The 23,743-nt window shown below is 66.6% G+C and carries 23 protein-coding genes; 16 read left to right on the top strand and 7 right to left on the bottom strand.

Annotated elements, in window-relative coordinates; genetic code table 11:
• Window positions 1-45 precede the first annotated feature (45 nt).
• Window positions 46-1,236: a 4-hydroxybenzoate 3-monooxygenase gene (gene pobA, locus QUV35_RS10445; protein ID WP_300873421.1), complete on the top strand. Its 1,191-nt coding sequence runs from the start codon at window positions 46-48 to the stop codon at window positions 1,234-1,236.
• A 102-nt stretch (window positions 1,237-1,338) separates the two neighbouring features.
• Window positions 1,339-2,244, top strand: coding sequence for a CoA transferase (locus QUV35_RS10440; RefSeq protein ID WP_300873419.1), 906 nt, complete (start codon window positions 1,339-1,341; stop codon window positions 2,242-2,244).
• A 322-nt stretch (window positions 2,245-2,566) separates the two neighbouring features.
• Here the strand turns inward: QUV35_RS10440 and QUV35_RS10435 are convergent, their stop codons facing one another.
• Complete coding sequence (locus tag QUV35_RS10435; RefSeq protein ID WP_300873417.1) at window positions 2,567-2,911, bottom strand: hypothetical protein; 345 nt, start codon at window positions 2,909-2,911, stop codon at window positions 2,567-2,569.
• Between the two features lie 85 nt (window positions 2,912-2,996).
• On the opposite strand from QUV35_RS10435, the gene QUV35_RS10430 reads away from it, so the two are divergent.
• Window positions 2,997-3,677, top strand: a complete 681-nt coding sequence (locus QUV35_RS10430) for a cold shock and DUF1294 domain-containing protein (RefSeq protein ID WP_300873415.1) — start codon at window positions 2,997-2,999, stop codon at window positions 3,675-3,677.
• Between the two features lie 9 nt (window positions 3,678-3,686).
• On the opposite strand, the gene QUV35_RS10425 is transcribed toward QUV35_RS10430, so the two are convergent.
• The 4 genes from QUV35_RS10425 to QUV35_RS10410 form a co-directional block, all read right to left on the bottom strand.
• Complete coding sequence (locus QUV35_RS10425; protein ID WP_300873413.1) at window positions 3,687-6,023, bottom strand: YgiQ family radical SAM protein; 2,337 nt, start codon at window positions 6,021-6,023, stop codon at window positions 3,687-3,689.
• Window positions 6,024-6,103: 80 nt separating this feature from the next.
• Window positions 6,104-6,583 carry a MarR family winged helix-turn-helix transcriptional regulator gene (locus QUV35_RS10420; protein WP_300873411.1) on the bottom strand — a complete coding sequence of 160 codons (480 nt, stop codon included), beginning with the start codon at window positions 6,581-6,583 and terminating at the stop codon, window positions 6,104-6,106.
• Window positions 6,573-6,770: a hypothetical protein gene (locus QUV35_RS10415; protein WP_300873409.1), complete on the bottom strand. Its 198-nt coding sequence runs from the start codon at window positions 6,768-6,770 to the stop codon at window positions 6,573-6,575. The genes QUV35_RS10420 and QUV35_RS10415 overlap by 11 nt, the downstream gene beginning before the upstream one ends.
• Window positions 6,767-8,329 carry an FAD-dependent monooxygenase gene (locus tag QUV35_RS10410; RefSeq protein ID WP_300873407.1) on the bottom strand — a complete coding sequence of 521 codons (1,563 nt, stop codon included), beginning with the start codon at window positions 8,327-8,329 and terminating at the stop codon, window positions 6,767-6,769. The genes QUV35_RS10415 and QUV35_RS10410 overlap by 4 nt, the downstream gene beginning before the upstream one ends.
• A 122-nt stretch (window positions 8,330-8,451) precedes the next feature.
• Between QUV35_RS10410 and QUV35_RS10405 the strand changes: the two genes are divergently transcribed.
• The 6 genes from QUV35_RS10405 to QUV35_RS10380 all read left to right on the top strand — a co-directional run bounded on the left by QUV35_RS10405 (window position 8,452) and on the right by QUV35_RS10380 (window position 13,774).
• A complete protein-coding gene (locus tag QUV35_RS10405; protein WP_300873405.1) occupies window positions 8,452-9,357 on the top strand; it encodes a crotonase/enoyl-CoA hydratase family protein in 906 nt (301 codons plus the stop codon).
• 102 nt (window positions 9,358-9,459) lie between these two features.
• A complete protein-coding gene (locus QUV35_RS10400; protein WP_300873403.1) occupies window positions 9,460-10,032 on the top strand; it encodes a polymer-forming cytoskeletal protein in 573 nt (190 codons plus the stop codon).
• Window positions 10,033-10,100: 68 nt separating this feature from the next.
• On the top strand, window positions 10,101-11,819 hold the full coding sequence (locus QUV35_RS10395; protein WP_366945416.1) for an AAA family ATPase: 1,719 nt from the start codon (window positions 10,101-10,103) through the stop codon (window positions 11,817-11,819).
• Between the two features lie 31 nt (window positions 11,820-11,850).
• Window positions 11,851-12,597: a general secretion pathway protein GspB gene (locus QUV35_RS10390; protein WP_300873401.1), complete on the top strand. Its 747-nt coding sequence runs from the start codon at window positions 11,851-11,853 to the stop codon at window positions 12,595-12,597.
• A 4-nt stretch (window positions 12,598-12,601) separates the two neighbouring features.
• A complete protein-coding gene (locus tag QUV35_RS10385; RefSeq protein ID WP_300873399.1) occupies window positions 12,602-13,237 on the top strand; it encodes an ATP-binding cassette domain-containing protein in 636 nt (211 codons plus the stop codon).
• Window positions 13,238-13,369: 132 nt separating this feature from the next.
• A complete protein-coding gene (locus QUV35_RS10380; RefSeq protein WP_300873397.1) occupies window positions 13,370-13,774 on the top strand; it encodes a hypothetical protein in 405 nt (134 codons plus the stop codon).
• Between the two features lie 15 nt (window positions 13,775-13,789).
• Here QUV35_RS10380 and QUV35_RS10375 read toward each other — a convergent pair whose 3' ends face one another.
• Together QUV35_RS10375 and QUV35_RS10370 are read right to left on the bottom strand one after the other, a co-directional pair.
• Entirely contained in the window at window positions 13,790-14,785 is a 996-nt protein-coding gene (locus QUV35_RS10375) for a LysR family transcriptional regulator (protein WP_300873395.1), read from the bottom strand.
• Between the two features lie 103 nt (window positions 14,786-14,888).
• Entirely contained in the window at window positions 14,889-16,052 is a 1,164-nt protein-coding gene (locus QUV35_RS10370; protein WP_300873394.1) for an acyl-CoA dehydrogenase family protein, read from the bottom strand.
• Window positions 16,053-16,152: 100 nt separating this feature from the next.
• Between QUV35_RS10370 and QUV35_RS10365 the strand changes: the two genes are divergently transcribed.
• The 7 genes from QUV35_RS10365 to QUV35_RS10335 all read left to right on the top strand — a co-directional run bounded on the left by QUV35_RS10365 (window position 16,153) and on the right by QUV35_RS10335 (window position 23,714).
• Window positions 16,153-17,358, top strand: a complete 1,206-nt coding sequence (locus tag QUV35_RS10365; RefSeq protein ID WP_300873392.1) for an acetyl-CoA C-acetyltransferase — start codon at window positions 16,153-16,155, stop codon at window positions 17,356-17,358.
• Between the two features lie 116 nt (window positions 17,359-17,474).
• Window positions 17,475-19,631, top strand: coding sequence for a 3-hydroxyacyl-CoA dehydrogenase NAD-binding domain-containing protein (locus QUV35_RS10360; RefSeq protein ID WP_300873390.1), 2,157 nt, complete (start codon window positions 17,475-17,477; stop codon window positions 19,629-19,631).
• 5 nt (window positions 19,632-19,636) lie between these two features.
• Window positions 19,637-20,380: a 3-oxoacyl-ACP reductase FabG gene (gene fabG / locus QUV35_RS10355; RefSeq protein ID WP_300873387.1), complete on the top strand. Its 744-nt coding sequence runs from the start codon at window positions 19,637-19,639 to the stop codon at window positions 20,378-20,380.
• Window positions 20,381-20,535: 155 nt separating this feature from the next.
• Window positions 20,536-22,152, top strand: a complete 1,617-nt coding sequence (locus QUV35_RS10350; RefSeq protein ID WP_300873385.1) for an ATP-binding protein — start codon at window positions 20,536-20,538, stop codon at window positions 22,150-22,152.
• A 2-nt stretch (window positions 22,153-22,154) separates the two neighbouring features.
• A complete protein-coding gene (locus tag QUV35_RS10345) occupies window positions 22,155-22,541 on the top strand; it encodes a response regulator (RefSeq protein ID WP_300873383.1) in 387 nt (128 codons plus the stop codon).
• Window positions 22,534-23,118 carry a chromate transporter gene (locus QUV35_RS10340; protein ID WP_300873381.1) on the top strand — a complete coding sequence of 195 codons (585 nt, stop codon included), beginning with the start codon at window positions 22,534-22,536 and terminating at the stop codon, window positions 23,116-23,118. The genes QUV35_RS10345 and QUV35_RS10340 overlap by 8 nt, the downstream gene beginning before the upstream one ends.
• On the top strand, window positions 23,115-23,714 hold the full coding sequence (locus QUV35_RS10335) for a chromate transporter (RefSeq protein WP_300873379.1): 600 nt from the start codon (window positions 23,115-23,117) through the stop codon (window positions 23,712-23,714). Before QUV35_RS10340 ends, QUV35_RS10335 begins: the two co-directional genes overlap by 4 nt.
• The last annotated feature ends 29 nt before the right edge of the window (window positions 23,715-23,743 follow it).

Below are 23,743 nucleotides of genomic sequence, written 5' to 3'. Positions count from 1 at the left end.
GCGCGGGCTTTCTACGCTTGCCGATTCCCATCAGGAGACAACATCATGAGAACCCAGGTCGCCATCATCGGCGCCGGCCCGTCGGGCCTGCTGCTTGGCCAGCTGTTGCACAAGGCCGGCATCGACAACATCGTGATCGAGCGCCAGAGCAGCGACTACGTGCTGGGTCGCATCCGCGCCGGCATCCTGGAGCAGATCACGGTGGACCTGCTGGCCGAGGCCGGCGTGGGCGAACGGGTCAAGAGCGAGGGCACGGTGCACCACAGCATCGAGCTGGTGTTCAAGAACACGCGCCATCCGATCGACGTGCACGGCCTCACCGGAGGCAAGGTGGTCACGGCCTACGGCCAGACGGAGGTGACGCGCGACCTGATGGACGCGCGCAGCGCCGCCGGCCTGCCCACCATGTACAGCGCCGCCAACGTGGCGGTCAGCGACTTCGACACCGACCACCCGGTGGTGCGCTTCGAGAAGGACGGCCAGACGCACGAAGTCAGGTGCGACTTCATCGCCGGCTGCGATGGTTTTCATGGTGTATGCCGTGCCAGCGTGCCCAGGGATGCCATCACCGAGTACGAGAAGGTCTATCCGTTCGGCTGGGTCGGCGTGCTGGCCGATGTGCCGCCGGTGTCCACGCATGCCATCGTCTATGCCAACAGCGAGCACGGCTTCGGCCTGTGCTCCATGCGCAGCCTCACGCGCAGCCGCTACTACGTGCAGTGCCCCATCGACGACAAGGTCGAGGCCTGGAGCGACGACCGTTTCTGGGACGAACTGCGCCGGCGCCTCGACCCCGAGATGGCCGAGCGCATGATCACCGGCCCGAGCATCGAAAAAAGCATCGCGCCGCTGCGCAGCTTCGTGGCCGAGCCCATGCGCTTCGGGCGGCTGTTCCTCGCCGGTGACGCGGCCCACATCGTGCCGCCCACCGGCGCCAAGGGCCTGAACCTGGCGGCCAGCGATGTGAAGTACCTCTCCAGCGCCTTCATCGACCACTACCTCGAGAAGTCCAGCGCCGGCATCGACCACTACTCGCAGCAGGCGCTCGCCCGCGTGTGGCGCGCCGAGCGCTTCTCGTGGTGGCTGACCACGCTCATGCACCAGTTCCCCGACACCGCGGGCTTCGGCCAGAAGGTGCAGGAGGCCGAGCTCGACTACCTGGTGCACTCCGAAGCCCTGTCGCGTTCGCTGGCCGAGAACTACGTGGGTCTGCCGCTCGATTTCGGGCGCCGCTGAGCCCTGGTGGCGCGGTCTGGACGGGCGAGCCTGTCGCCCGTTTGCGTTGGCTGCGAGCGACACGGCAGTACAGTGCAGCGACCCCACCCACCGGATGCGCGCATGACCCCCACCACCCGCCCTGCCCCCGCCCTCAGACCCCTGCGCGGCGTGCGCGTGCTCAGCCTGGCGCTCAACCTGCCCGGGCCGGCCGCCCTGATGCGCCTCAAGGCCATGGGCGCGACCTGCCTCAAGGCCGAGCCCCCCGCGCCGAAGGGCGCCACCAGCGGCGACCCCATGGGGCAGTACAACCCCAAGGCCTACGCCACGCTGCACGACGGCATCAAGTCCGTCGCGATCGACCTCAAGACCGACAAGGGACAGGCCGCACTCCACAAGGCGCTGGCACGCACCGACCTGCTGCTGACCTCGTTCCGGCCCTCGGCGCTGACCAAGCTGAACCTGGGCTGGAAAGCGCTGCACAAGCAGTACCCCGCGCTCGGCGTGGTGGCCATCGTCGGTGCGCCCGGTGCGCGCGCCGAAGAACCCGGTCACGACCTCACCTACCTCGCCGACGCCGGGCTGGTGCCCGGCCTGGAGCTGCCCGCCACCCTGTTCGCCGACATGGGCGGTGCGCTCATGGCCAGCGAGGCGGCGCTCAAGGCGGTGATGGTGCAGCGCGCCACCGGCAAGGGCGTTTTTCAGGAAGTGGCCCTGTCGGACGCCGCCACCTGGCTGGCCCTGCCCCGCTGTTGGGGCCTGACCCTGCCCAGCGGCGCCGTGGGTGGCGCCCACGCCGGCTACCGGGTGTACCCCTGCAAGGACGGCCGTGTGGCCGTGGCCGCACTCGAGCCCCATTTCGCCGCATCGCTTTGCGAAGCGGCTGGCCTGGCGGTGAGCGACATGCGCACGCTGTTCAAGCCCGAGACGCACGCGGCCATTGCCGCGTTCCTCAAGGGCATGACGCGCAAGCAGCTCGATCAGCTGTCGGTGGCGAAAGACATTCCGCTGCACACGCTGGCGGCCTGATCAGACCGGCAGCAACACGATGCGAAAGCCCGCTGCCTGGGCATCCTTCATGAGTTGCAACTTGGAGGGGTGGGAGAAGACGGTTTCGCTCACGAACGAGCGGCCCGCGGCCAGCAGCGTGACGCGGCGCTGGTCAGCCCACTGCGCGCCTGCTCGGAACGCAACCCGGCATCGGCCACCTGTCTCAGCTCGGCTGCTTCGAACAGGTCGGCGTTGACAAACTCGATGTCGGCCTAGATCAGACCCTCGGCCACCGCCGCTCGGTAAAGCGTGGACTTGCCGGCGCCGTTGGGCCCGGCGAGCAGATAAAAGACAGGGGGCGTCACGCCGCGCGGCGGGCGGCAGGAGCCTTGCTGCGGTTGCCCTGCACGGTCTGGCGAACCGCCTGGGCCAGGCGGCCGCTGGATTCGGCGGCCAAAAAGCGCGCCTCGATCGCGTCGAGCGAATCGGCCGGCACCGCGTGCCGCGCGGCGGCATCGTAGCGGGCGATGGCCTCGCGCGCCTCCTGCACCGTGAGGCCGGTTTCTTCGGCAATGCGTCCAAGCGTGGCCCAATACTCGATTTGCCCGGCGACCGAACGCCGCTGTGGCTGCGCCGCCTCACGCGCCTGCTGAACCAGCCCGGCGGGCAACTTGACAGAGGAAAATGCGGAACTGGTGGTGGACATGAAACATCTCCTGTTTGGCGCATTTTGCGCCATTCGGGATGGACTGACAAGCCACCGCCCTTTCACCGACCCATCACTCAACACCATGCGAAAACAGGGAACCGTGGTCCGCTGGGATCCCGCCAAGGCGTTCGGCTTCATCCGCAGCGAACAGACCGCGGCCGACATCTTTTTCCACATGAGGGACTTCAGCGGACACCAGCCGCCCAGCGAAGGCCTGCCGGTCACATTCCAGGAAATCCACGTGGGTGGCAAGGGGCCGCGCGCCTTGTCGGTGGAGCCGCTGCGCAACGAGGTGAAGGCCCCGTTCGAAACGCCCAAACCCGTGGTGCCTCCCGAAGCCGAATTGCTGCCCGCTGCCAAGCCCGCCAGACGCTCCCCCTTGCCGCGCGAGAAGCGCCGCGAAGAGCTGCCGTTGTGGATCGGCCTGGGGCTGATCGCGGTCTGGCTGCTGCTGTGGCTGGTGGGCATCGGCCTGGGCCGTTTTCCCTGGGTGATCCTGACCGCGGTGGTGCTGATCAACCTGGGCACGTTCTACATGTACTGGCGCGACAAGGACGCCGCCCTCAACGAAACCCAGCGCACGCCCGAAGACCAGCTGCACGCGCTGGCACTCGCGGGTGGCTGGCCGGGGGCCTGGTTTGCGCAACAGATCCTGCGCCACAAAACGGGCAAGCGGCGGTTCCGCCTGGTCTACTGGACGACGGTCGCGGTCAACACCCTGGCGTTGTTGGGCTGGATCGCCTGGCCAGCTTTCGCCAACTGAGTCGGTCGTTCAGCGCAGCTTGCGCTTGCCCGCTCCGACCGGCGAACCCGGGCGCGCGGCACCGGTCACCCGCGGCGGCAGGCCGGTGTGCTGCGTGAGCAGGCGGCCTGCTGCGGGTTGCACCGACTTGCCCGTGGGCGTGCTGTTCTTGCGGCGCGCGCTCTGGTAGCTGCCATCGGTCATCGGCTGGAAGGTGGGAATCAGGTGGTGCTTGCCGTTGCCGATCAGGTCGGCTCGGCCCATGGTCTTGAGCGCCTCGCGCAGCAGCGGCCAGTTGTTCGGATCGTGGTAACGCAGAAACGCCTTGTGCAGGCGGCGGCGCTTGTCGCCACGCACGATGTCCACCCGCTCGGCACGCTGCGCATCGCGGCTGATGCCCTTGAGCGGGTTCAGGTTGGTGTGGTACATCGCCGTGGCCGTGGCCATGGGGCTGGGGTAGAAGGTCTGCACCTGGTCGGCGCGAAAGCCGCTCTTCTTGAGCCAGACCGCCAGGTTCATCATGTCTTCGTCGCTGGTGCCCGGGTGGGCGGCGATGAAGTACGGAATGAGGTACTGCTTCTTGCCAGCCTCTTCGCTGTACTTCTCGAACAGCTGCTTGAACTTGTCGTAGCTGCCGATGCCGGGCTTCATCATCTTGGACAGCGGGCCGCCTTCGGTGTGCTCGGGTGCGATCTTCAAATAGCCGCCCACGTGGTGCTGCACCAGTTCCTTGACGTATTCGGGGCTCTTGATGGCCAGGTCGTAGCGCAGGCCGGAGCCGATCAGCACCTTCTTGATGCCGCGCAGTTCGCGCGCCCGCCGGTAGATCTTGATCAGCGGGCCGTGGTCGGTGGTGAGGTTGGAGCAGATGCCGGGGTAGACGCAGCTGGGCTTGCGGCAGGCGGCCTCGATCTCGGGCGACTTGCAGCCCAGGCGGTACATGTTCGCCGTGGGTCCGCCCAGGTCGGACACCACGCCGGTGAAGCCCTCGACCTTGTCGCGGATGTCCTCCACCTCCTTGATGATCGATTCTTCCGAACGGCTCTGGATGATGCGTCCCTCGTGCTCGGTGATCGAACAGAAGGTGCAACCGCCAAAGCAGCCCCGCATGATGTTCACGCTGAAGCGGATCATTTCCCAGGCCGGGATCTTGGTCGCGCCGTCGTGCCGGCCGTGTTCGTCGGCGTAGGCCGGGTGCGGGCTGCGCGCGTACGGCAGGTCAAACACATGGTCCATCTCGGCCGTGGTCAGCGGGATCGGCGGCGGGTTGATCCACACATCGCGCGAGGTTGCGCCTTCGCCGTGGGCCTGCACCAGCGCGCGGGCGTTGCCGGGGTTGGTCTCCAGGTGCAGCACGCGGTTGGCGTGCGCGTACAGCACGGCGTCGCTTTTCACCTGCTCGTAGCTGGGCAGGCGGATCACGCTGCGATCGCGTGCGGGTGGCTTGCGCTTGCTTTGCAGGGCGGGGTTGGGGACGAACTTCAGCGGCTGGATGGCGGGATTGGCCGCTGCCGGCGCGGCATTGCCATCGTCCTTCGAGCACGTCTGCCCCTGCGCCTGCGCCTGCTCGCTGGTCGTCAGGTAGGGGTTGAGGTGGTCTTCCACCCGGCCCGGCATGTCGACATCGGTGGAATCGATCTCGATCCAGCCTTCGGCCGTGGGATCGCCGGGGCGGCGCACGAAGGCAGTGCCGCGCACGTCGGTGATGTGTTCGACCGGCTCGCGCGCCGCGATGCGGTGCGCCACCTCGACCAGCGCGCGTTCGGCGTTGCCGTAGAGCAGCAGGTCGCACTTGCTGTCGACCACGATGCTGCGGCGCACCTTGTCGCTCCAGTAGTCGTAGTGGGCGATGCGGCGCAGGCTGCCTTCGATGCCGCCGAGCACGATGGGCACGTCCTTGAAGGCCTCGCGGCAGCGCTGGCTGTAGACGATGGCCGCGCGGTCGGGGCGCTTGCCGCCCACGTCGCCCGGCGTGTAGGCGTCGTCACTGCGGATCTTGCGGTCGGCCGTGTAGCGGTTGATCATGGAATCCATGTTCCCCGCCGTCACGCCCCAGAACAGGTTGGGCTTGCCCAGCGCCTTGAAGGCCTCGGCGCTCGTCCAGTCGGGCTGGGCAATGATGCCCACGCGAAAACCCTGGGCCTCCAGCACACGACCCACCACCGCCATGCCGAAGCTGGGGTGGTCGACGTAGGCGTCACCGGTCACCAGGATGATGTCGCAGCTGTCCCAGCCCAGTTTCTCCATCTCGGCGCGGCTCATCGGCAGCATGGGCGCCACCCCGAACCGCTTGGCCCAATACGGGCGGTAGCTGGTGATCGGCTTGGCAGCGCGAGCGAAAAAGGAGACGTCGACGGGAGCGTTCATGGGCTGACACGGACCCGGAGCGCGGGTGGGTGGAAAACCCGCGATTTTACGGGTTGACCCCGATCTCGGGGGGCGAAGGGCTACTGGGCGCCCTGGCGCTGCCCGGGCTGGTCCGCATGGGCGATCAGGCGGTCCAGCACGGCCTCGAGCTGGCGCTGCTCGGCGCTGGAGAGGCAACCGAAGATGTCGGCGTTGCGCTGCCCGATCAGCTGCATGACCTTTTTCCACAGGGTCCGCCCGGTGCGTGTGAGGGTGAGCACGACGCCGCGCGCGTCGGTTTCGCTGGCCGACTTCAACACCAGCGCCCGGTCCACCAGCATCTGCGCCGCGCGACTGGCCTGCCCCTTGTCCAGGTTGGCCCGGGCCGCCAGGTCCTTGATCGACAGCGGCGCGAACTGACCGATGGCGGCCAGGCAGCGCGCCTCGCCCACGCCGAGGGCGAAACGCTCGGCGTAGGCGTCGCTGCTGTGCCGGTCGGTGAGTTTGGCCAGCCGGTGCAGCCGCCAGGTGAGAAAGTCCTGCAGCGCGGGCGAGGCCGTGTCCGTGTTGTCAGCGCTCATGGCCAGCCTCATCCGCACACCGCCGTTCGGCGTGCTCCATCAGGGGCATCAGGTCATCGGCCTGCGGCCATCGGCTGATCAGCGAGAGGCAGAGCATCGAGAGGAACAAGGGCGCCTTGTCTTCGCCCACGCGGTTGAGGGCTTCGCACAGGGCGCTGTAGCTGCGGTCGAGGTCGGCTTCGGTCATGCGAGCACTCCGGTGGTGGTCAGGGTCTGGAGCAGGGTCGCCGGGTCGTGGCCGTGCCAGCGGCCCATCACGTAGCCGTCGGGTCGCACCAGCACCAGGGCGGTGTCCTGTGCCGAGGTGAGTCCGTAGCGCTGCCAGGCCTGGCCGCACACGTCCATCGCCGGCTCGATCGCGAGCACCTCGAGATCGCCCACCCGGGGAGCCGCCGGCGCAGAGGGTCCGAACGCCAGCACGAGGAAGTCACGCCCGAAGCGGCGGCTGAGGTGAAAGCGGCCCTGCTCGTCCTGCAACAGCGCTTCGGGTGCCGGCGCACCCGGCGCCGCCTGCTCGCTGGCCCACACGCCGCTCTGCACCGCATTGAGGGGCGAGCCCGGGTAGTTGATGGGGGTGGACTGGCGCGGGTTGATCAGGGATCGCACCTGCGCATCGCCCTCGGCCAGGCGCAGCGTGGCCTCGCGCATGAGCTTGAAGGCAAAGTTCGGCGGCGCCATGAACTCGGTGCTTTTGGCGCCAAAGGCGATGTTTTCGCGCGTGGCGTGCACACGTTCGGTGGAGTAGGAGTCGAGCAGGCCGTGCGGCGATTGCCCGCGCACCACGCGCGCCAGTTTCCAGGCCAGGTTGCCGGCGTCGTCCAGACCGGAATTCAGGCCGCGCACGCCGAAGATGGGCACCAGGTGCGCCGCGTCACCGGCGAACACCACACGACCGTGGCGGTAGCTCGGCAGCGTCAGGCACTTGGCGTTGTAGATCGAGATCCACAGCGGCTCCCACGGCTCGTTCTCGCCGATCATGGCCAGGTGGCTCTGCACACGTGGCAGCACGTTCTCGGGCTTGACCGCCTCCTGCGGGTCCTCGTCGTCGCGGATCTGGTAATCGATGCGCCAGACGTCGTCGGGCTGGCGGTGCATCAGGATGGTCGATCCCGGGTTGGACGGGGGATCGAACCAGGCCAGGCGCTCGACCGCACGCTGCGTTTTCTGCACCACGTCCACGATCACGTATTTGCCGTCGTACTGCGTGCCTTCGAGTTGCAGGCCGAGCTGGTCGCGCACCGTGCTGCGCCCGCCGTCGCAGGCCACGAGCCAGTCGGCGCGCAGGGTCTGCACGCCCCCGGGCGCACTCACCTGCACCTCGACCCCGTCGGCCCGGGGCTTCACCGAGGTCACCCGGCTGCCCCACTGCACCTGGGCGGTTCCACTGGCTTGCGCGGCGCGATGGGCAAACTCCTCCACGTAGAACTGCTGGATGTTGACCATGGGCGCGAAGCGCTGCGTGGGCTCGCTCGGCATCTCGAAGTGCAGCACCTCGTCGTGGCGCCAGTGGCTGCGCCCGCCGACCCAGCTCAGACCCTTGGCCACCAGTGCGGTGTCTGCCCCCACCCAGCCCAGGATTTCCTGTGAACGGCGCGACATGCAGATGGCGCGGCTGCCGCTGCAATACTCCTCATCGGCCTCGATCACCCGGTTGGTGATGCCCTGCGCCGACAGCAGGGCCGACAAGGTCATGCCGACGGGACCGCCTCCGGCGATCAACACGGGAACATGGGCAGGCAGGGTCATGGCGGGTCATTTCAATGTTGTTGCGTGCGCAACTGTATCGTCAACTGGTTGCGCGCGCAACCTTTCGGGTGGCAGCCTGTCAGGGCGCTGGCTATCATGCGAAAAACCTCCGGAGACACCACATGCCCGCCTTCAGCACCCTGCGCATCGACAAGGACGCCACCCAGCCCCGGGTGGCCCGACTGCTGCTCAACCGGCCCGAGCGCCTCAACGCCATCAACGACGAGATGCCGCGCGAGATCCGGGCCGCGATCGACTGGGCCAATGCCGAGGACGAGGTGCATGTGATCGTGGTCGAAGGCGCGGGCAAGGGCTTCTGTGGTGGTTACGACCTGTCCCAGTTCGGCCAGGGAGAGATCGATCACCCCTGCCAGCAAGAGCGCTCCCCCTGGGACCCGATGGTCGACTACGCGTACATGAAGCGCAACACCGAGGACTTCATGAGCCTGTGGCGCAGTCCCAAACCCACCATTGCCAAGGTGCACGGCGCGGCGGTCGCCGGCGGCAGCGACATCGCGCTGTGCTGCGACCTGCTGGTCATGGCCGAGGACGCGCGCATCGGCTACATGCCCACGCGGGTCTGGGGCTGCCCCACCACCGCCATGTGGACCTACCGCCTGGGTGCCATGCGCGCCAAGGAAATGATGTTCACCGGCAACGTGATCGATGGCCGCACCGCGGCCGCCTGGGGCCTGGCCAACGAAGCCGTGCCGGCGGACCGCCTGGATGCGGCAACGATGGCCCTGGCCGAGCGCATCGCCGGCGTGCCGCGCTCGCACCTGGCCATGCACAAGATGGTGATCAACCAGGTCATGCTCAGCATGGGTCTGGAGCAAACGCAGATGATGGCCACGGTGTTCGACGGCATCACGCGCCACAACCCGGAGGGCGTCTGGTTTCGCCGGCATGCGCAGGAGGCCGGTTTCAAGGATGCGGTGCAGTGGCGCGACAGCGGCAGGCCGATTCCCGAAGGGGACGAAGCTCGCGAACTGATCCGCGACATGGAACAGCGCAAGGCCAGCAGATGAAACACCTTGTACGGTTCATCTCGTTACCCCTCTTACCGAAGTGACCCGAATGTAAGCGGCGTCGCACTTAGCATGGCTGCTTCACTTTTTGAAGGAGCTGGCATGGCATTACACTTTGGCAAACGAGACATCGATCAACCCAAACCCCTCAACCAGGGCATGGCCACACCACGCTACGGTCAGAGCACCGGCAGCGCAGCCACACCGACGCAATCGACCCAGGCCTCGCAGGCCTCGCCCGACCTGGACCTGACCTCCAACACCCCGAGCACCCAGACCAGCCCGGGTGCCAGCGCGCCCGAAGGCGGCAGCAAACTCACCGTCGGCCCGAACATCAAGCTCAAGGGCGTGGAGATCACCGATTGCGACACGCTGGTGGTGGAAGGCCTGGTCGAAGCCACGATGGATTCGCGCGTGATCCAGATCTCCGAACAGGGCGAGTTCAAGGGCTCGGCCGAGATCGACATCGCCGAGATCCGCGGCGTGTTCGACGGCAACCTCACCGTGCGCAACAAGCTGGTGATCTATTCGACCGGCAAGGTGACCGGCCGCATCCGCTACGGAAAGGTGGTGATCGAAGAAGGTGGCCAACTCTCCGGCGACATCGAATGTTCGATCGGCGCCGGCAACAAGACCTCAGCCGGCAGCAAGCACGCCATGGCCCTGGCGGCCTGATTCCGCCGCTGCTTGCGGCGCGGGACCGGCCAGGCCCCGCGCCTTTGCCGGTCCACGGTGGCGGCGGTATGCTCACAGGCATGTACGCCGAGTTCTTCGGGCTCAAGCAGAGCCCGTTTTCCATTGCACCGGACCCCCGCTACCTCTTCATGAGCGAGCGTCACCGGGAGGCACTGGCGCATTTGCTCTACGGGATTCGCGGCGGTGGCGGCTTCGTGTTGCTCAGCGGCGAGATCGGTGCCGGCAAGACAACGGTGTGCCGCTGCTTTCTCGAGCAACTGCCCGACAACTGCCGGGTCGCCTACATCTTCAATCCCAAGCTCACCGTCAGCGACCTGCTCAAGACGATCTGCAGCGAGTTCCACATCGAGGTCAGGCACGAGGGCATCGGGCCGGCGACCATCAAGGACCACCTCGATCCGCTCAACGCCTACCTGCTCGCCAGCCACGCACGCGGCGAACGCAACGTGCTCATCATCGACGAAGCACAGAACCTGACCCCCTATGTGCTGGAGCAGCTGCGCCTGCTGACCAATCTCGAGACCAGCGAGCGCAAGCTGCTGCAGATCATCCTGATCGGACAGCCCGAACTGCGCACCATCCTGGCCAAGCCCGAGCTCGAGCAACTGGCCCAGCGGGTGATCGCGCGCTTTCACCTCGGCACCCTCGACAAGGCAGAGACCCAGCAGTACATCCAGCACCGCATGCAGGTGGCGGGTTTGCGCGGTCCGCTGCCGTTTTCCCGACAGGCCGTGGCGCGCATCCACGATCTGGCCCGCGGTGTGCCGCGGCGCATCAACCTGCTGTGCGACCGCGCGCTGCTGGGCGCCTACTCCAGCGGAGCGCCGCAGGTGGTGGCTGCGGTGGTGGACAAGGCCGCGCGCGAAGTGTTTGAGGGCGAAGCGGTCGCGGCCCCATCGAACCGGGCGCCTGCGCGGTGGCAGTCGGTGCCCGCCTGGCTGGGCACGCTCGGTGCCGGCGCCCTGGGCGGCGCCCTGGTGGCCGGCGCCTTGTTCTGGTGGTGGAGCACGTCCCAACCGGCGCGGCAATCGATGGAAACCGCAGCGCCGGTCGCCGCCCTGCCGCCGCCCGCCGCCCTGGCAGCGCCGACGGACCCGGTGGCAGACACCGCAGGACCTGCGTCCGGCGTGCCCGACGCCCCGCCCGAGCCGGTCCGCCCGGTGATCGACGGCCTGCCCGATTTCTCCGCCTTGCTGGCCAGCGAGTCCGCTGCCTGGCGCGAACTCGGCCCGCTCTGGGGACAGGCCCTGACCGAAGACGATCCCTGCGACAGCGCACAGCAACTGCAGCTCCAGTGCTACCGCACCGACCGCATGACCATCAACGGTCTGCGCCAGCTCAACCGCCCCGGCATCCTGCTGCTGCGGGCCGAGGGGAGAGGAACCGGCCGCGCGCTGGTGACGGAGATGACACCCGACAGCCTGGTCCTGCAGTCCGGCGAGCGGCGCTGGCGACTGCCCCTGACCGCGCTGGCCGATCTCTGGCGCGGCGAATTCGCCACGCTGTGGCGCACCCCGCCCGGACAAAGCGGCCGACTGGTGGATGGCCGCGACGGTCCGGCCGGCCTGTGGCTGGGCGAGCGCATCGCCGACCTGCAGTCCGCGGGGCGCGTCCCTGCATCGGCCGCCAGCCTGGACGCGCGTGTCAAGGCGTTTCAGCGATCACAAGGTGTGGACGCGGCCGGCGTGGCCGGACCGATCACCTTCATGCAGGTCAACCTCGCCAGTGGTGTCGACGAACCCCGGCTGTTCGCCTCCAGGCCCTGATTCACATCCCGGCGAACACCCCCCGAACCGCATGTCCTACATCCTCGACGCACTTCAAAAGGCCGAAGCCGAGCGCGAGCAAGGTCGCGTGCCCGGGCTCAAAAGCCAGATCCAGTCGCCGAACCGGCGCGAGCCGGCGCCCGGCCTCACCGTTCGGCCCTGGCACGCAGGGGTGGCTCTGGCGGCGCTGCTGGTGGCCTTGCTCGCAGGGTGGTGGTGGTGGTCGGGGGACACCGCATCCACGCCGGCAGAGAACCCGGACGCTGGACAGACCGCGCCACCGCTGGCCAGCGCGCAACCCGCCGCACCGACGCCGGCGCCGCAAGCCACGCCATCCCCCGACACACCTGCAGCCACGGCCAGCCGCCCCGCTGCGCCGGCCGAACCGGTGCTGCCCATCCTGGCACCTGCGCGCCCCCCACCGGCGCCGCCGGCGGCACCCAAGGTGGCCAACGCAGCGCCCACGGCAGCCGTGCCGGCGCCTTCGGCAGCGCCCGCTGCGGCCGCTCCCGTGCCTGCGCCTGCGACTGCGCCGGTTGCAAAGCCCTCTGCCGTGCCTTCGTTCGGCCAGCTCACCGCCGAAGCCCGAGCACAACTGCCGGCGGTCAACGTGAGCGGCTCCACCTACTCGCAAAATCCGGCGCTGCGCATGTTGATCGCCAACGGCAAGGTGGTGCAGGAAGGCCAGGACATCGCGCCCGGTCTGCGGCTGGAGACCATCGGCCCACGCAGTGCGGTGCTCAATCACCAGGGCATGCGCTACAGCATCGGTTACTGACGCCATGGCGCCAGCGTCCGACGTTCCCTTGCTGGAAGTCCGGGGCCTGTGTTTCAGCTGGCCCGACCTGCCGCTGTTCCAGGACCTGAATTTGCGCATCCCCGCCGGCGTTTCGATGGTCTGCGGCGAAGAAAGCAGCGGCAAGACCACCCTGCTGCGCCTGTTGTCCGGCGACCTGCAGGCCGATCAGGGCGCCATCGTCTGGCACCACGCCGGCAGCGGCGCCACGCCGCCAGACACCCACCAGCCGGTCTTTCGCACAGAGCCTCGCAGCAACCGCCTCGACGCGGTCAGTGCGCGGGCGTGGCTGTCGTCCCTGAGTGCCCGGTTCCCGGGCTTCAATGCCCCGCTCGCGCTGGAACTGGCCAACGGCTTTGCGCTGGAGCCGCACATCGACAAGCCGATGTACATGCTCTCGGCCGGCAGCAAGCGCAAGGTCTGGCTGTGCGCCGCCTTCGCCGCAGGCACCGCGCTCACCCTGATCGACGAGCCGTTTGCGGCTCTCGACCTGGCCGCGGTCCGATTTCTGAAGGAGCTGCTGCTCGAAGCCTCGCAGCAGCCCAACCGGGTCTGGTTGTTGGCCGACCATGCACCGCCCGAAGGGCTCGCGCTGAGGTCTGTGCAGGTGCTTGGCGACTAGCGGCATTTCGCGACCGTCAGACGGTTTGGCGATTCAGTTTTCTGCAAGCTTCATCGCCAAACGCGACATGGACAGGGGCCTCGGGCGCTCCTAAATTCCTCTCATCGTCCAACCGATCCAAGGAGGAAGTCCATGAAAACCCAAGGTTTCACTCGTGCCCAAGGGCGCAAGAACGATCTGCCTTCCTCGGCGCCCTTCGAACACTTCCTGCTGGCGTCCACGCATGCCCACAGCGCCTTCAACACCGGCTTTCGCGAGTGGTTGCGCAAGATCACCTCCCCGCACAACGACGTCAACCAGCTGGCCCGCGAGCAGGTTCGCCTGGAGGCCATGAAAAAGCTGGTGGGTGAGCTGCTCGGTGTTCACCTGCCCGGCATGTCGCCGCGGGACAAGCGGCTCTACCTGCGCATCCTCTCGACCTCGCAGCTGGCCGGTTTCCGCGAGGTGCGCTTCGAGTGCTTCGATCTCTTGTGCCGCAAGATCAGCGAGCCGGTGGCGGTGCGCAAGCTGCAGGAACTCGACGGCCTGATCGCCTGAACAGGCACAACGCATTCACGGCAAGCACCTGGCCTGGCCCGACACCCGCTGCACAGCGCCTGGTGTCGTGGCCTCGTCCGATTCGGCCGAGAGGAACTCGCGCAGCTGCATGCGCAGCCAGCGGTGGGGCTTGCTGTTGTGCGTGCGCTGGTGCCAGATCATGTTGACTGGCACGCTGGGCCATTCGAAATCGCCGGGCAGCGCGATGGACCGGATGTTGGCATTGGCCTTCTCCAGCTGGCGGGCCTGCTGCCGACTGGTCGTGACCAGCCGGTCGGTGCGGGCCAGCAGCTCCGAACAGAGGTGCCAGGAATTGACGATGGTTGTCTTGCGTGCGACGAAACCCCGTGCCTCGAGCTCGACGTCGATCGGCGAGCGACGACCACCGCCCTGGCGCTTGAGAAAGGTGATCAACAGGTGTTCTTCGGCCTGGTACTGCTCCAGCGTGAGCGAGTCGCCGATGCGCGGGTGATCCACACTCAGGCAGCAATGGGTGAGGTGGAATCGCCTGACGGTCTCCATGTGGAGGTCGCGTGCATCGTCAGGCGGCTCGAAGTGGCTGCAAACCACGTCCACACTCCCCGCCCGCAAGGCCTCCACGTCCTGCGGCCCGTTGGCCGGGGCGTGGATGTCCAGGCCAAGACGGGGTGCCATGCGGGTGATGCTGCGGTAGAGCTCGGCCAGCCCGGTTTCGCCGAAGGCGTCGTAGCACGACATGATGATGTGGGCGTCACAGGCGAGCGGGTCGAACACCCAGTCGCTGTGGCTCACGTCCTTCCACAGCTCGACCATTTGCTGAAAGACACCCAGCGCCCCGTCGGCATAGGGCGTGAGCTGATATCGGTTCTTCTCGCGCACACACAGGTCGTCGTTGAGCACCTGCCGCAAGCGGGTGAGGGCCTGGCTCGCGGCAGACGGCGTGATGTGCATGCGCTCGGCGGCTTCGGTCAGGCTCTGGCTGCTGATGAGTTCACAAAACAAGGCCAGCTGTTTGATGTCGACGTTCTTCATCCTTCCACCCTCATGAGTACAAAAGCATGCAAATGATACTTTTGAACTATCGGGTGACAGGGGTGAATCGACGACCTGCTGCGGTCGTGCGACGGAGGCGCCCTCAGCGTCCGCCCAGGCCCATCGCGCGCGAGATCACTTCCTTCATGATTTCGTTGGTGCCGCCGTAGATGCGCTGCACACGGGCGTCGGCATAGGCGCGCGTGATGGGGTATTCCCACATGTAGCCGTAGCCCCCGAAGAGCTGCACGCACTCGTCCATCACCTTGCACTGCAGGTCGGAGCACCAGTACTTGGCCATGCTGGCCGTGGCGGTGTCGAGCTGGTCCACGGCCACCAGTTCGCAGCACTTGTCGACAAACACCCGCGCCACCTGAACCTCGGTCTGCAACTCGGCGAGCTTGTAGCGGGTGTTCTGAAACGCCGCCACGGGCTGGCCGAACACCGTGCGTTCTTTCGTGTAATCCACCGTCCAGTCGATCGCGGCCTGTGCAGCGGCCACCGCACCGATGGCGATCTGCAATCGCTCCCAGGGCAGTTGCTCCATCAGGCAGATGAAGCCGCGGTTTTCGTGCGCAGCGCCGCCCAGCAGGTTGTCGGCCGGCACCCTCACGTTGTCAAAGAAAAGCTCGGAGGTGTCCTGCGCCTTCATGCCCAGTTTCTTCAGGCGCTTGCCCTTCTCGAAGCCGGGCATGCCGCGTTCGACCAGCAGCAGGCTCGTGCCCTTGGCACCAGCCGATGGGTCGGTCTTGGCCACCACGATCACCAGGTCGGCGTGCCAGCCGTTGGTGATGAAGGTCTTGCTGCCGTTGAGCAGGTAACTGCCGTCTGCCTGCTTGATCGCGGTGGACTTCACACCCTGCAGATCGCTGCCGGCGGCGGGCTCGCTCATGGCGATGGCGCCGACCATCTCGCCGCTGGCGAGCCTGGGCAGGTACTTCTGCTTCTGCGCCTCGGTGCCGTAATGCAGGATGTAGGGCGCCACGATTTCGCTGTGCAGACCGAAGCCGATGCCGGTGAAACCGGTGCGGCCGATTTCCTCCATCTGCACCACCGAATACAGCTTGTCGGCGTCGCAACCGCCCCAGGCTTCGGGCAAGGTCATGCACAGAAAACCGTTTTCGCCGGCCTTGCTCCAGACCGCACGGTCCACAAAGCCCTGCTCTTCCCAGGCCTCGTGGTGCGGGGCGATTTCCTTCTCGATGAACTTGCGAAAACTGTCGCGAAAGGCTTCGTGATCGGCGTTGAACAGGGTGCGTTTGATCATGGGGTGTCACCTGGCAGACTGGGGATTGGAATTTTGCAAAGCAGATGCTTGGCAAAAGTCTATACTGATTCGCGGCATCCGCCTTCCCCCAGGAGACACCATGAGCGAAGCATTCCTATTTGATGCCGTGCGCACGCCGCGCGGCAAGGGCAAGAAAGACGGCAGCCTGCACGAAGTCAAGCCGATCGACCTGCTGGCCGGCGTGCTGACCCACCTGCAACAGCGCAACGGCTTCGACACCGCCGCGGTCGACGACGTCGTCATGGGCGTGGTCTCACCCATTGGTGAGCAGGGCTCGGTGATCGCCAAGGTGGCCGCACTCAAGGCCGGCTGGGACTGGCGCTGCTCGGGCGTGCAGCTCAACCGCTTCTGCGCCTCGGGGCTGGAGGCCGTGAACATGGCGGCCATGAAGGTCCGCAGTGGCTGGGAAGACCTGGTGGTGGCCGGCGGTGTGGAGAGCATGAGCCGGGTGCCGATCGGCTCCGACGGCGGCGCCTGGGCACAGGACCCGCAAACCAACAGCGAGACGCTGTTCGTGCCGCAGGGCATCGGCGCCGACCTGATCGCCACGCTGGAGGGCTTCAGCCGCGACCACGTGGATGCTTTCGCGCTCGAGTCGCAGAAACGTGCCGCCGCTGCGCGTGCAGCCGGTTACTTCAAGGGCTCGATCGTGCCGGTCACCGACTTCCTGGGGCAGACCCTGCTGGACGAGGACGAATTCATCAAGCCGCACACGACGATGGAGGGTCTGGCTTCGCTCAAACCCGCGTTCGAACAGCTCGGCGGCATGGGCTTTGATGCCGTGGCGCTGCAGCGTTATCCGCAGGTCGAGCGCATTCACCATGTGCACCACGCCGGCAATTCGTCCGGCATCGTCGACGGCGCCACCGCCGTGCTGATCGGCAGCGAAGCCGCGGGCAGGACGCACGGCCTCACCCCGCGCGCCCGGATCGTCTCGGTGGCGCTCTCGGGCGCCGATCCCACCATCATGCTCACCGGCCCCATGCCGGCTGCGCGCAAGGCGCTGGCCAAGGCTGGACTCGACATCGACCAGATCGACCTGTTCGAGGTGAACGAGGCCTTCGCCGCCGTGCCCATGAAGTTCATGAAGGAACTCGGCGTGCCGCACGAGAAGGTGAACGTGAACGGCGGCGCGATCGCCATGGGACACCCGCTGGGCGCCACCGGCGCCATGATTCTGGGCACGCTGGTGGACGAGTTGCACCGGCGCCAGTTGCGCTATGGCCTGGCCACCCTCTGCGTGGGCGGTGGCATGGGCATTGCCACCATCGTTGAGCGCATCTAGCAACGAACCCCGACCCCACACCGTTCGGGCTGAGCCTGTCGAAGCCCTCATGCGATGCACCGCGCAAGCCCTTCGACAGGCTCAGGGCGAACGGTGATTTCAGACACTCCCACAGCATGAAAACCATCCGCTACGAACTGCACGACGGCATCGCCACCCTCACCTTCGACGAGCCGGGCTCGCCGGTGAACACCATGTGTGCCGACTGGCAGCGCGACCTCACCACCGCCACCGGCCTGGTGGTTCGCGACAAAGGCCTGATCAAGGGCATCGTCCTCGCGTCTGCGAAGAGCACCTTTTTCGCCGGCGCCGACCTCAAGGCCACGATGCGCCTGACACCGGCCGACGCGTCCCGCGTCTTCACCGAGATCGAGCAGACCAAGAAGAACTTCCGCACCCTCGAGACGCTGGGTGTTCCGGTGGTGAGCTGCATCAATGGCGCCGCCCTCGGGGGCGGATGGGAGGTGGCGCTGGTCGGGCACCACCGTGTGGCGGTCGACAACCCCAAGATCCAGCTCGGACTGCCCGAAATCACGCTGGGCCTGATTCCCGGCGCCACCGGCATCACGAAGATGACGCGGCTGCTCGGCCTGGTGGGCGCACAGCCCTTCATCCTGGAGAGCAAGCTGTTCAACCCGCGCGAAGCGCTTGGGCTGGGACTGGTGCACGAACTGGTGCCGGCCAACGGCGACGACGTGGCCGCCTCGCTTCGCACCGCCGCGCTGCTCTGGATTGCCGCCAACCCCCAGGCGCAGCACCCCTGGGACGCCAAGGACTACAAGATCCCTGGCGGCACGCCGTCCAACCCCAAGATCGCCGGCATGCTGACCGTGGCGCCGGCCATGCTCAAGCAGAAGACGCGCGGCCTCTACCCGGCCCCGGAAGCAGCGCTGGCGGCGATGGCCGAAGGTGCCATGGTGGACTTCGACACCGCCACGCGCATCGAAAGCCGCTACCTGGCCAGGCTCATCGTGAGCCCGGTGGCCAGAAACATGATCAACACCTTCTTCTTCAACATGAACGCGATCCGGGGCGGGCAATCGCGCCCGAAGGATGTGCCGCGTTTCAAGCCTGGCAAGGTCGGCATCCTGGGCGCCGGCATGATGGGCGCCGGCATCGCCTACGCCCAGGCCAGCCGCGGCATCGACACCGTGCTGGAAGACGTGAGCCTGGAAAACGCGCAGCGCGGCAAGGGCTACAGCCTCAAGCTCACGCAGCCGCGCGTCGACCAGGGTCGCATGAACCCGCACGACCAGCAGGCCCTGCTAGAGCGCATCACGCCCACCGCCCACACGGCCGACCTGCGAGGCTGCGACCTGATCATCGAAGCCGTGTTTGAAAACCGCGAGCTCAAGGCCGCCGTCACGCGCGAGGCCGAGCCCATGCTGGCCGCCGGTGGCTTCTTCGCCAGCAACACCTCCACCCTGCCGATCTCCGGCCTGGCGCGCGCCAGCCTCAACCCCGCAAGATTCGTCGGCATCCACTTCTTCAGCCCGGTGGACAAGATGAAGCTGGTGGAAATCATCCGTGGCAAGGACACCGACGACGAAACCGTCGCGCGCGCCTACGACTACGTTCAGGCGCTGGGCAAGCTGCCCATCGTGGTGAACGATTCGCGTGGCTTCTACACCAGCCGCACCTTCGGAACCTTCGTCATGGAAGGAGCGGCCATGCTTGGCGAAGGCATTCCCGCGCCGGTGATTGAAAACGCATCGGTGCAGGCGGGCATGCCGGTGGGGCCGCTGGCGGTGCTGGACGAAACCGCCCTGTCGCTGTCGGTCCATGTGCTCGACCAGACCCGCGCCGACTTTCAGTCCGAGGGCAGGGTCTACGCCGCCACCCCCGGGGAGTTGCTGGTGGAGCGCATGGTGAAGGAACTCCACCGCGCGGGCCGGGCCGCCGGCGCCGGCTTCTACGACTATCCCCAAGGGCAGCGAAAGACGCTGTGGCCCGGGCTCAAACCCATGTTCGAAAGGCCGGAGCAGACCTGGGACCTGCAGGACGTGAAAGACCGGTTGCTCTATCGCCAGGCGGTGGAGACCGCGCGTTGTCTGGCCGAAGGCGTGCTCACCAGCGTGCACGACGGCAACATCGGCTCCATCTTCGGCATCGGCTTCCCCGCCTGGACCGGTGGCGCGCTGCAGTTCATCTACGGCACGGGCATCGAGGCATTCGAGAAACGGTGCGACGAACTGAGCCAGACCTTCGGCCCCGGGTTCGTGCTGGGTGCAGACGTCAAGGCCGCCATCCGCCAACACCAGCCTGTTTACTGAATCCCATGAAACGACTCGACGGAAAAATCTGCCTCATCACCGGCGCAGCCCAGGGCATCGGCCTGGCCACCGCCATCAAGTTCGCGCACGAAGGCGCCGTGGTTGTCGCCTGCGATGTCAGGCAGGTGGACGTGGACGCCGCTGTGCAACAGTGCGAAGCGCTCGGCGCCGTCGCAGCGGGCTTCGTGATGGACGTGACGCAGCGCGACAGGGTCGACGCGGTGGTGGCTCAGGTGATGGCACGCTTCGGCCGCATCGACGTGCTGGTGAACAACGCCGGTATCACGCAGGACGCGCGCCTGCAGAAAATGACACTGGAGCAATTCGACCGCGTGATCGATGTGAACCTGCGCGGGGTTTTCCACTGTGCCCAGGCGGTGGCCGACGGCATGGTCCTGCAAGGCAGCGGAGTGATCCTCAACGCCTCGTCGGTGGTGGGCATCTACGGCAACTTCGGCCAGACCAACTACGCGGCCAGCAAGTTCGGCGTGATCGGCTTCACCAAGACCTGGAGCCGGGAACTCGGACCCAAGGGCATCCGTGTCAACGCGGTGGCACCGGGTTTCATCTCCACCCCCATCCTCTCCACCATTCCGGAAAAGGTCATCAGCGAGATGGAGCAACGCGTTCCTTTGCGCCGGCTGGGGCAGCCAGAGGAGATCGCCAACGTCTATGCCTTCCTCGCCAGTGACGAGGCCAGCTACATCAACGGAGCGGTGATCGAGGTGTCGGGCGGCATGTCGGTCTGAGGTCGCGCCTGCCTGACGGCGACACCGTCGTGGGGCCGTGGAGGTCCGCACAACAGATGTCCCGCAGGATGTGTCGAAGTGGACGAGGCAGCCTGTATCGCGCTGCGCCACGCATGCGACACCGGGGCCTGTGTTACAACTTGGCGACCCTCGAAATGAGCACCATGTTGACCCACCCGCTTCCCGCCAACGAGCCCCAACGGCTGGCCAGACTCCACGGCCTGGGCATCCTCGACACCCTGCCCCAGAAGGCATTCGACGACATTTCGGCGCTGGCCCGGCTGATCTGCGGCACACCAGTGGCGCTCGTCAGCCTGGTCGACCAGGACCGACAGTGGTTCAAATCGAGCGTGGGCATGCAAGAGAGGGAAACGCCCCGGGCCGTGGCCTTTTGTTCCCATGCCATCCTGGAGCCGGAACAGGTGATGGTGGTCGAGGATCTCCGGCTCGACCAACGATTCAGCGGCAATCCGTTTGTCACCGGCCACCTCAGCGCACGCTTCTATGCCGGAGCGCCCATCGTGACCGCCGACGGGTTTGCGCTGGGCACGGTGTGTGTGATCGACCAGCAAGCCCGCACGCTTCATCCCGGGCAGCTCGACGCCCTGCAGCGCCTGGCCAGCCTGGTCACCAGCTTGCTGGAGCATGAATCGGTGCGCATTGAAGAAGCCCGGCGGCAACACGAGCAACTCACCGCCATGGCCATTTCCGGGCTCGACCTGCAGGTCTATATCGACACGCAGTACGTCTATCAGCACGTCAACGACACCTTTCTTGCGTACTGGGGCTGCACCCGCGAGCAGATCATCGGACGCAAGCTCGCCGAGCACGTGGGTGAAGAGGCGTTTCGCACCATCATTCAGCCTCAGCTCGACAAGGCTTTGGCCGGGGAGCACAGCTCCTACACCCGCAAGACGGTTTTCCCGGCGCGTGGTGCCCGCTTCGTCGAGGCCGCGATGCTGCCGGTGCGCAATGCCCGCGGAGAGATCACCGGCGCCGTCATGCGGGCGCAGGACGTGCAGGAAACCCGGACGCGCGAAGCGCAACTGCAGCAGACCGTCGCCCTGCTGGAGCAACGGACCATGGAGCAGGAGCGCTTCATCCACATCATTTCGCACGACCTGCGCGAACCCATCAACACCGTCAACAACTTCACCTCGCTGCTGGTGAGCGATCACCAGCAGGAGCTCACGCCCACAGCCCAGCGGTATCTCTCATTCGTTCAGTCAGGCGGGCAGCGCATGCGCCTCCTGCTCGACGACCTGCTGCATTTCGTGCGGCTGGGCAACCACATCGTGGAGCTGCGCCCGGTGGAAATCGTCCGCCTGGTGGATCAACTGCTGGAGGATCTTGCACCGCTGCTGAAACGGCTCGACGGTCGCATCGAATGCCTCGGGCAGCCGACGGTGATGGCCGACGAAACACTGCTGCACATCGTCCTCAAGAACCTGGCTTCCAATGGCCTGAAGTTCGCCCGGCGAGGCGTTCCCCCGGTGGTGCGCATCACGGTGGAACATGTCGATGGCGAGCATCGGATTCACGTGAGTGACAACGGCATCGGCATTGCAGCCGAACACCAGCGCGACATTTTCGACATGTTCAAGCGCCTGCACACGCGCACCCACCACGAAGGCAACGGCCTGGGACTGTCGGTGTGCCGCCGCATCGCACAATTGCACGGAGGCCGGATATCCGTGCACTCCGTGCCGGGCGAAGGCAGCCGCTTCACGCTTCATCTGACAGCGGCCCCGGCCGCCGCTGCCCTGGAATGACCATGACCGCTCCCGATCGTTTCATCCTGATCGACGACAACGAGGCTGACAACGTTTTCCACGAAATCATGATCCGGCGCGCCGGCTTCACCGGCGACATCATCGTGTTCGAAAGCGGCTTCGAGGCCCTGAGCTTCCTCCAGGCCGATGCGCTGACCATCCCGACCTGCATCTACCTCGACATCAACATGCCGCTGATGGACGGTTTCGAGTTCGCGCTTGAAGCCACTCCCTTGCTGGCGGACAAGTCCGCCGTGGTTCTGTTGATGCTCACCTCGTCCGATTCGCCCCGGGACCGCGCGCGGGTGGCCGACATCCCCTTGATCCAGGGATTCGTCACCAAGCCCTTGCTCGCGGACACCGTTCGAAACATGCTGCAGCGTGGCTGAAGACCCCCCTGCCCGCCCCGGCTCCAGAACCGATCTCTTCCTCTCCTTCACCTGGCTGGCCCTGCAGGGCTTTGGCGGCGTGCTGGCGGTGGTGCAGCGCGAGCTGGTGGAGAAAAAACGCTGGATGACGCGAGAGCAGTTCGTGGAAGACTGGGCTGTGGCGCAGATCATGCCGGGCCCCAATGTGGTCAACCTCTCGATGATGATCGGAGGGCGCTATTTCGGCCTGCCGGGCGCGCTGGCCGCGCTGGCGGGCATGCTGGCCGCTCCGCTGTTGATCGTGCTGCTGCTGGCCGCTCTCTACGGCAGCGTCGCAGACAGTCCGATGGCGCAAAACGCGCTGCGCGGCATGGGCGCCGTGGCGGCGGGCCTGATCACTGCCACCGGCATCAAGCTCATCGCTGCGCTGGACAGGAACGCGATGGGCATGGCGGTGTGCATCACACTGGCCGTGCTCACCTTCATCGCCATTGCACTGTTGCGCTGGCCACTGCTGTGGGTGCTGCTGGGCATTGGCGGCGCCGCTTGCCTGTGGTCCTACCGTGTGCTTGGGCACATCGAGAAAGGGCGCCGATGACGAGCATGGCACCCGATGCCGCGAACTGGCTCAACCTGTTCACCCACTTTGCCTCGCTGTCACTGCTCGGCGTGGGTGGCGCCATCACCACCGCGCCGGACATGCACCGCTACCTGGTTCACGAGAACGGCTGGCTGACCGACGCGCAATTCACCTCGTCGATCGCGCTCTCCCAGGCAGCACCCGGCCCCAATGTTCTGTTCGTTGCACTGCTGGGATGGAACGTCGGCCTCAACGCTGGCGGTGGACCGTCTGGCGGCGCAACAGCCTGGGCACTGGCGCTGCTGGGCGTGCTGGTGACCATGGTGGCGATCATGCTGCCGTCGTCCGTGCTCACCTACACCGCCACGCGCTGGGCCCACAACAACCGCGAGTTGCGTGCGGTGCGCGCCTTCAAAACCGGCATGGCGCCGATCGTGATCGCGCTGTTGATTGCCACCGGCTGGCTGCTCACCGGCTCGCACGACCATCCCGGTCGCGACTGGCCTCTGTGGCTGCTTACCGCAACCGCCACGGTGCTGGTGTGGCGGACCAGACTGCACCTTCTGTGGATGATCGGCGCAGGTGCCGTTCTCGGGGCGCTGGGCTGGGTCTGAAGGAGCGCTTCGCAGTCTTCGCGGGTTCC

This window comes from Hydrogenophaga sp. (assembly GCF_030373225.1).
In the GTDB taxonomy this organism is placed as follows: Bacteria; Pseudomonadota; Gammaproteobacteria; order Burkholderiales; family Burkholderiaceae_C; genus Hydrogenophaga.
Note: the sequence above shows the minus strand (reverse complement) of the source record. Positions and strands in the feature narration are given on the sequence as shown.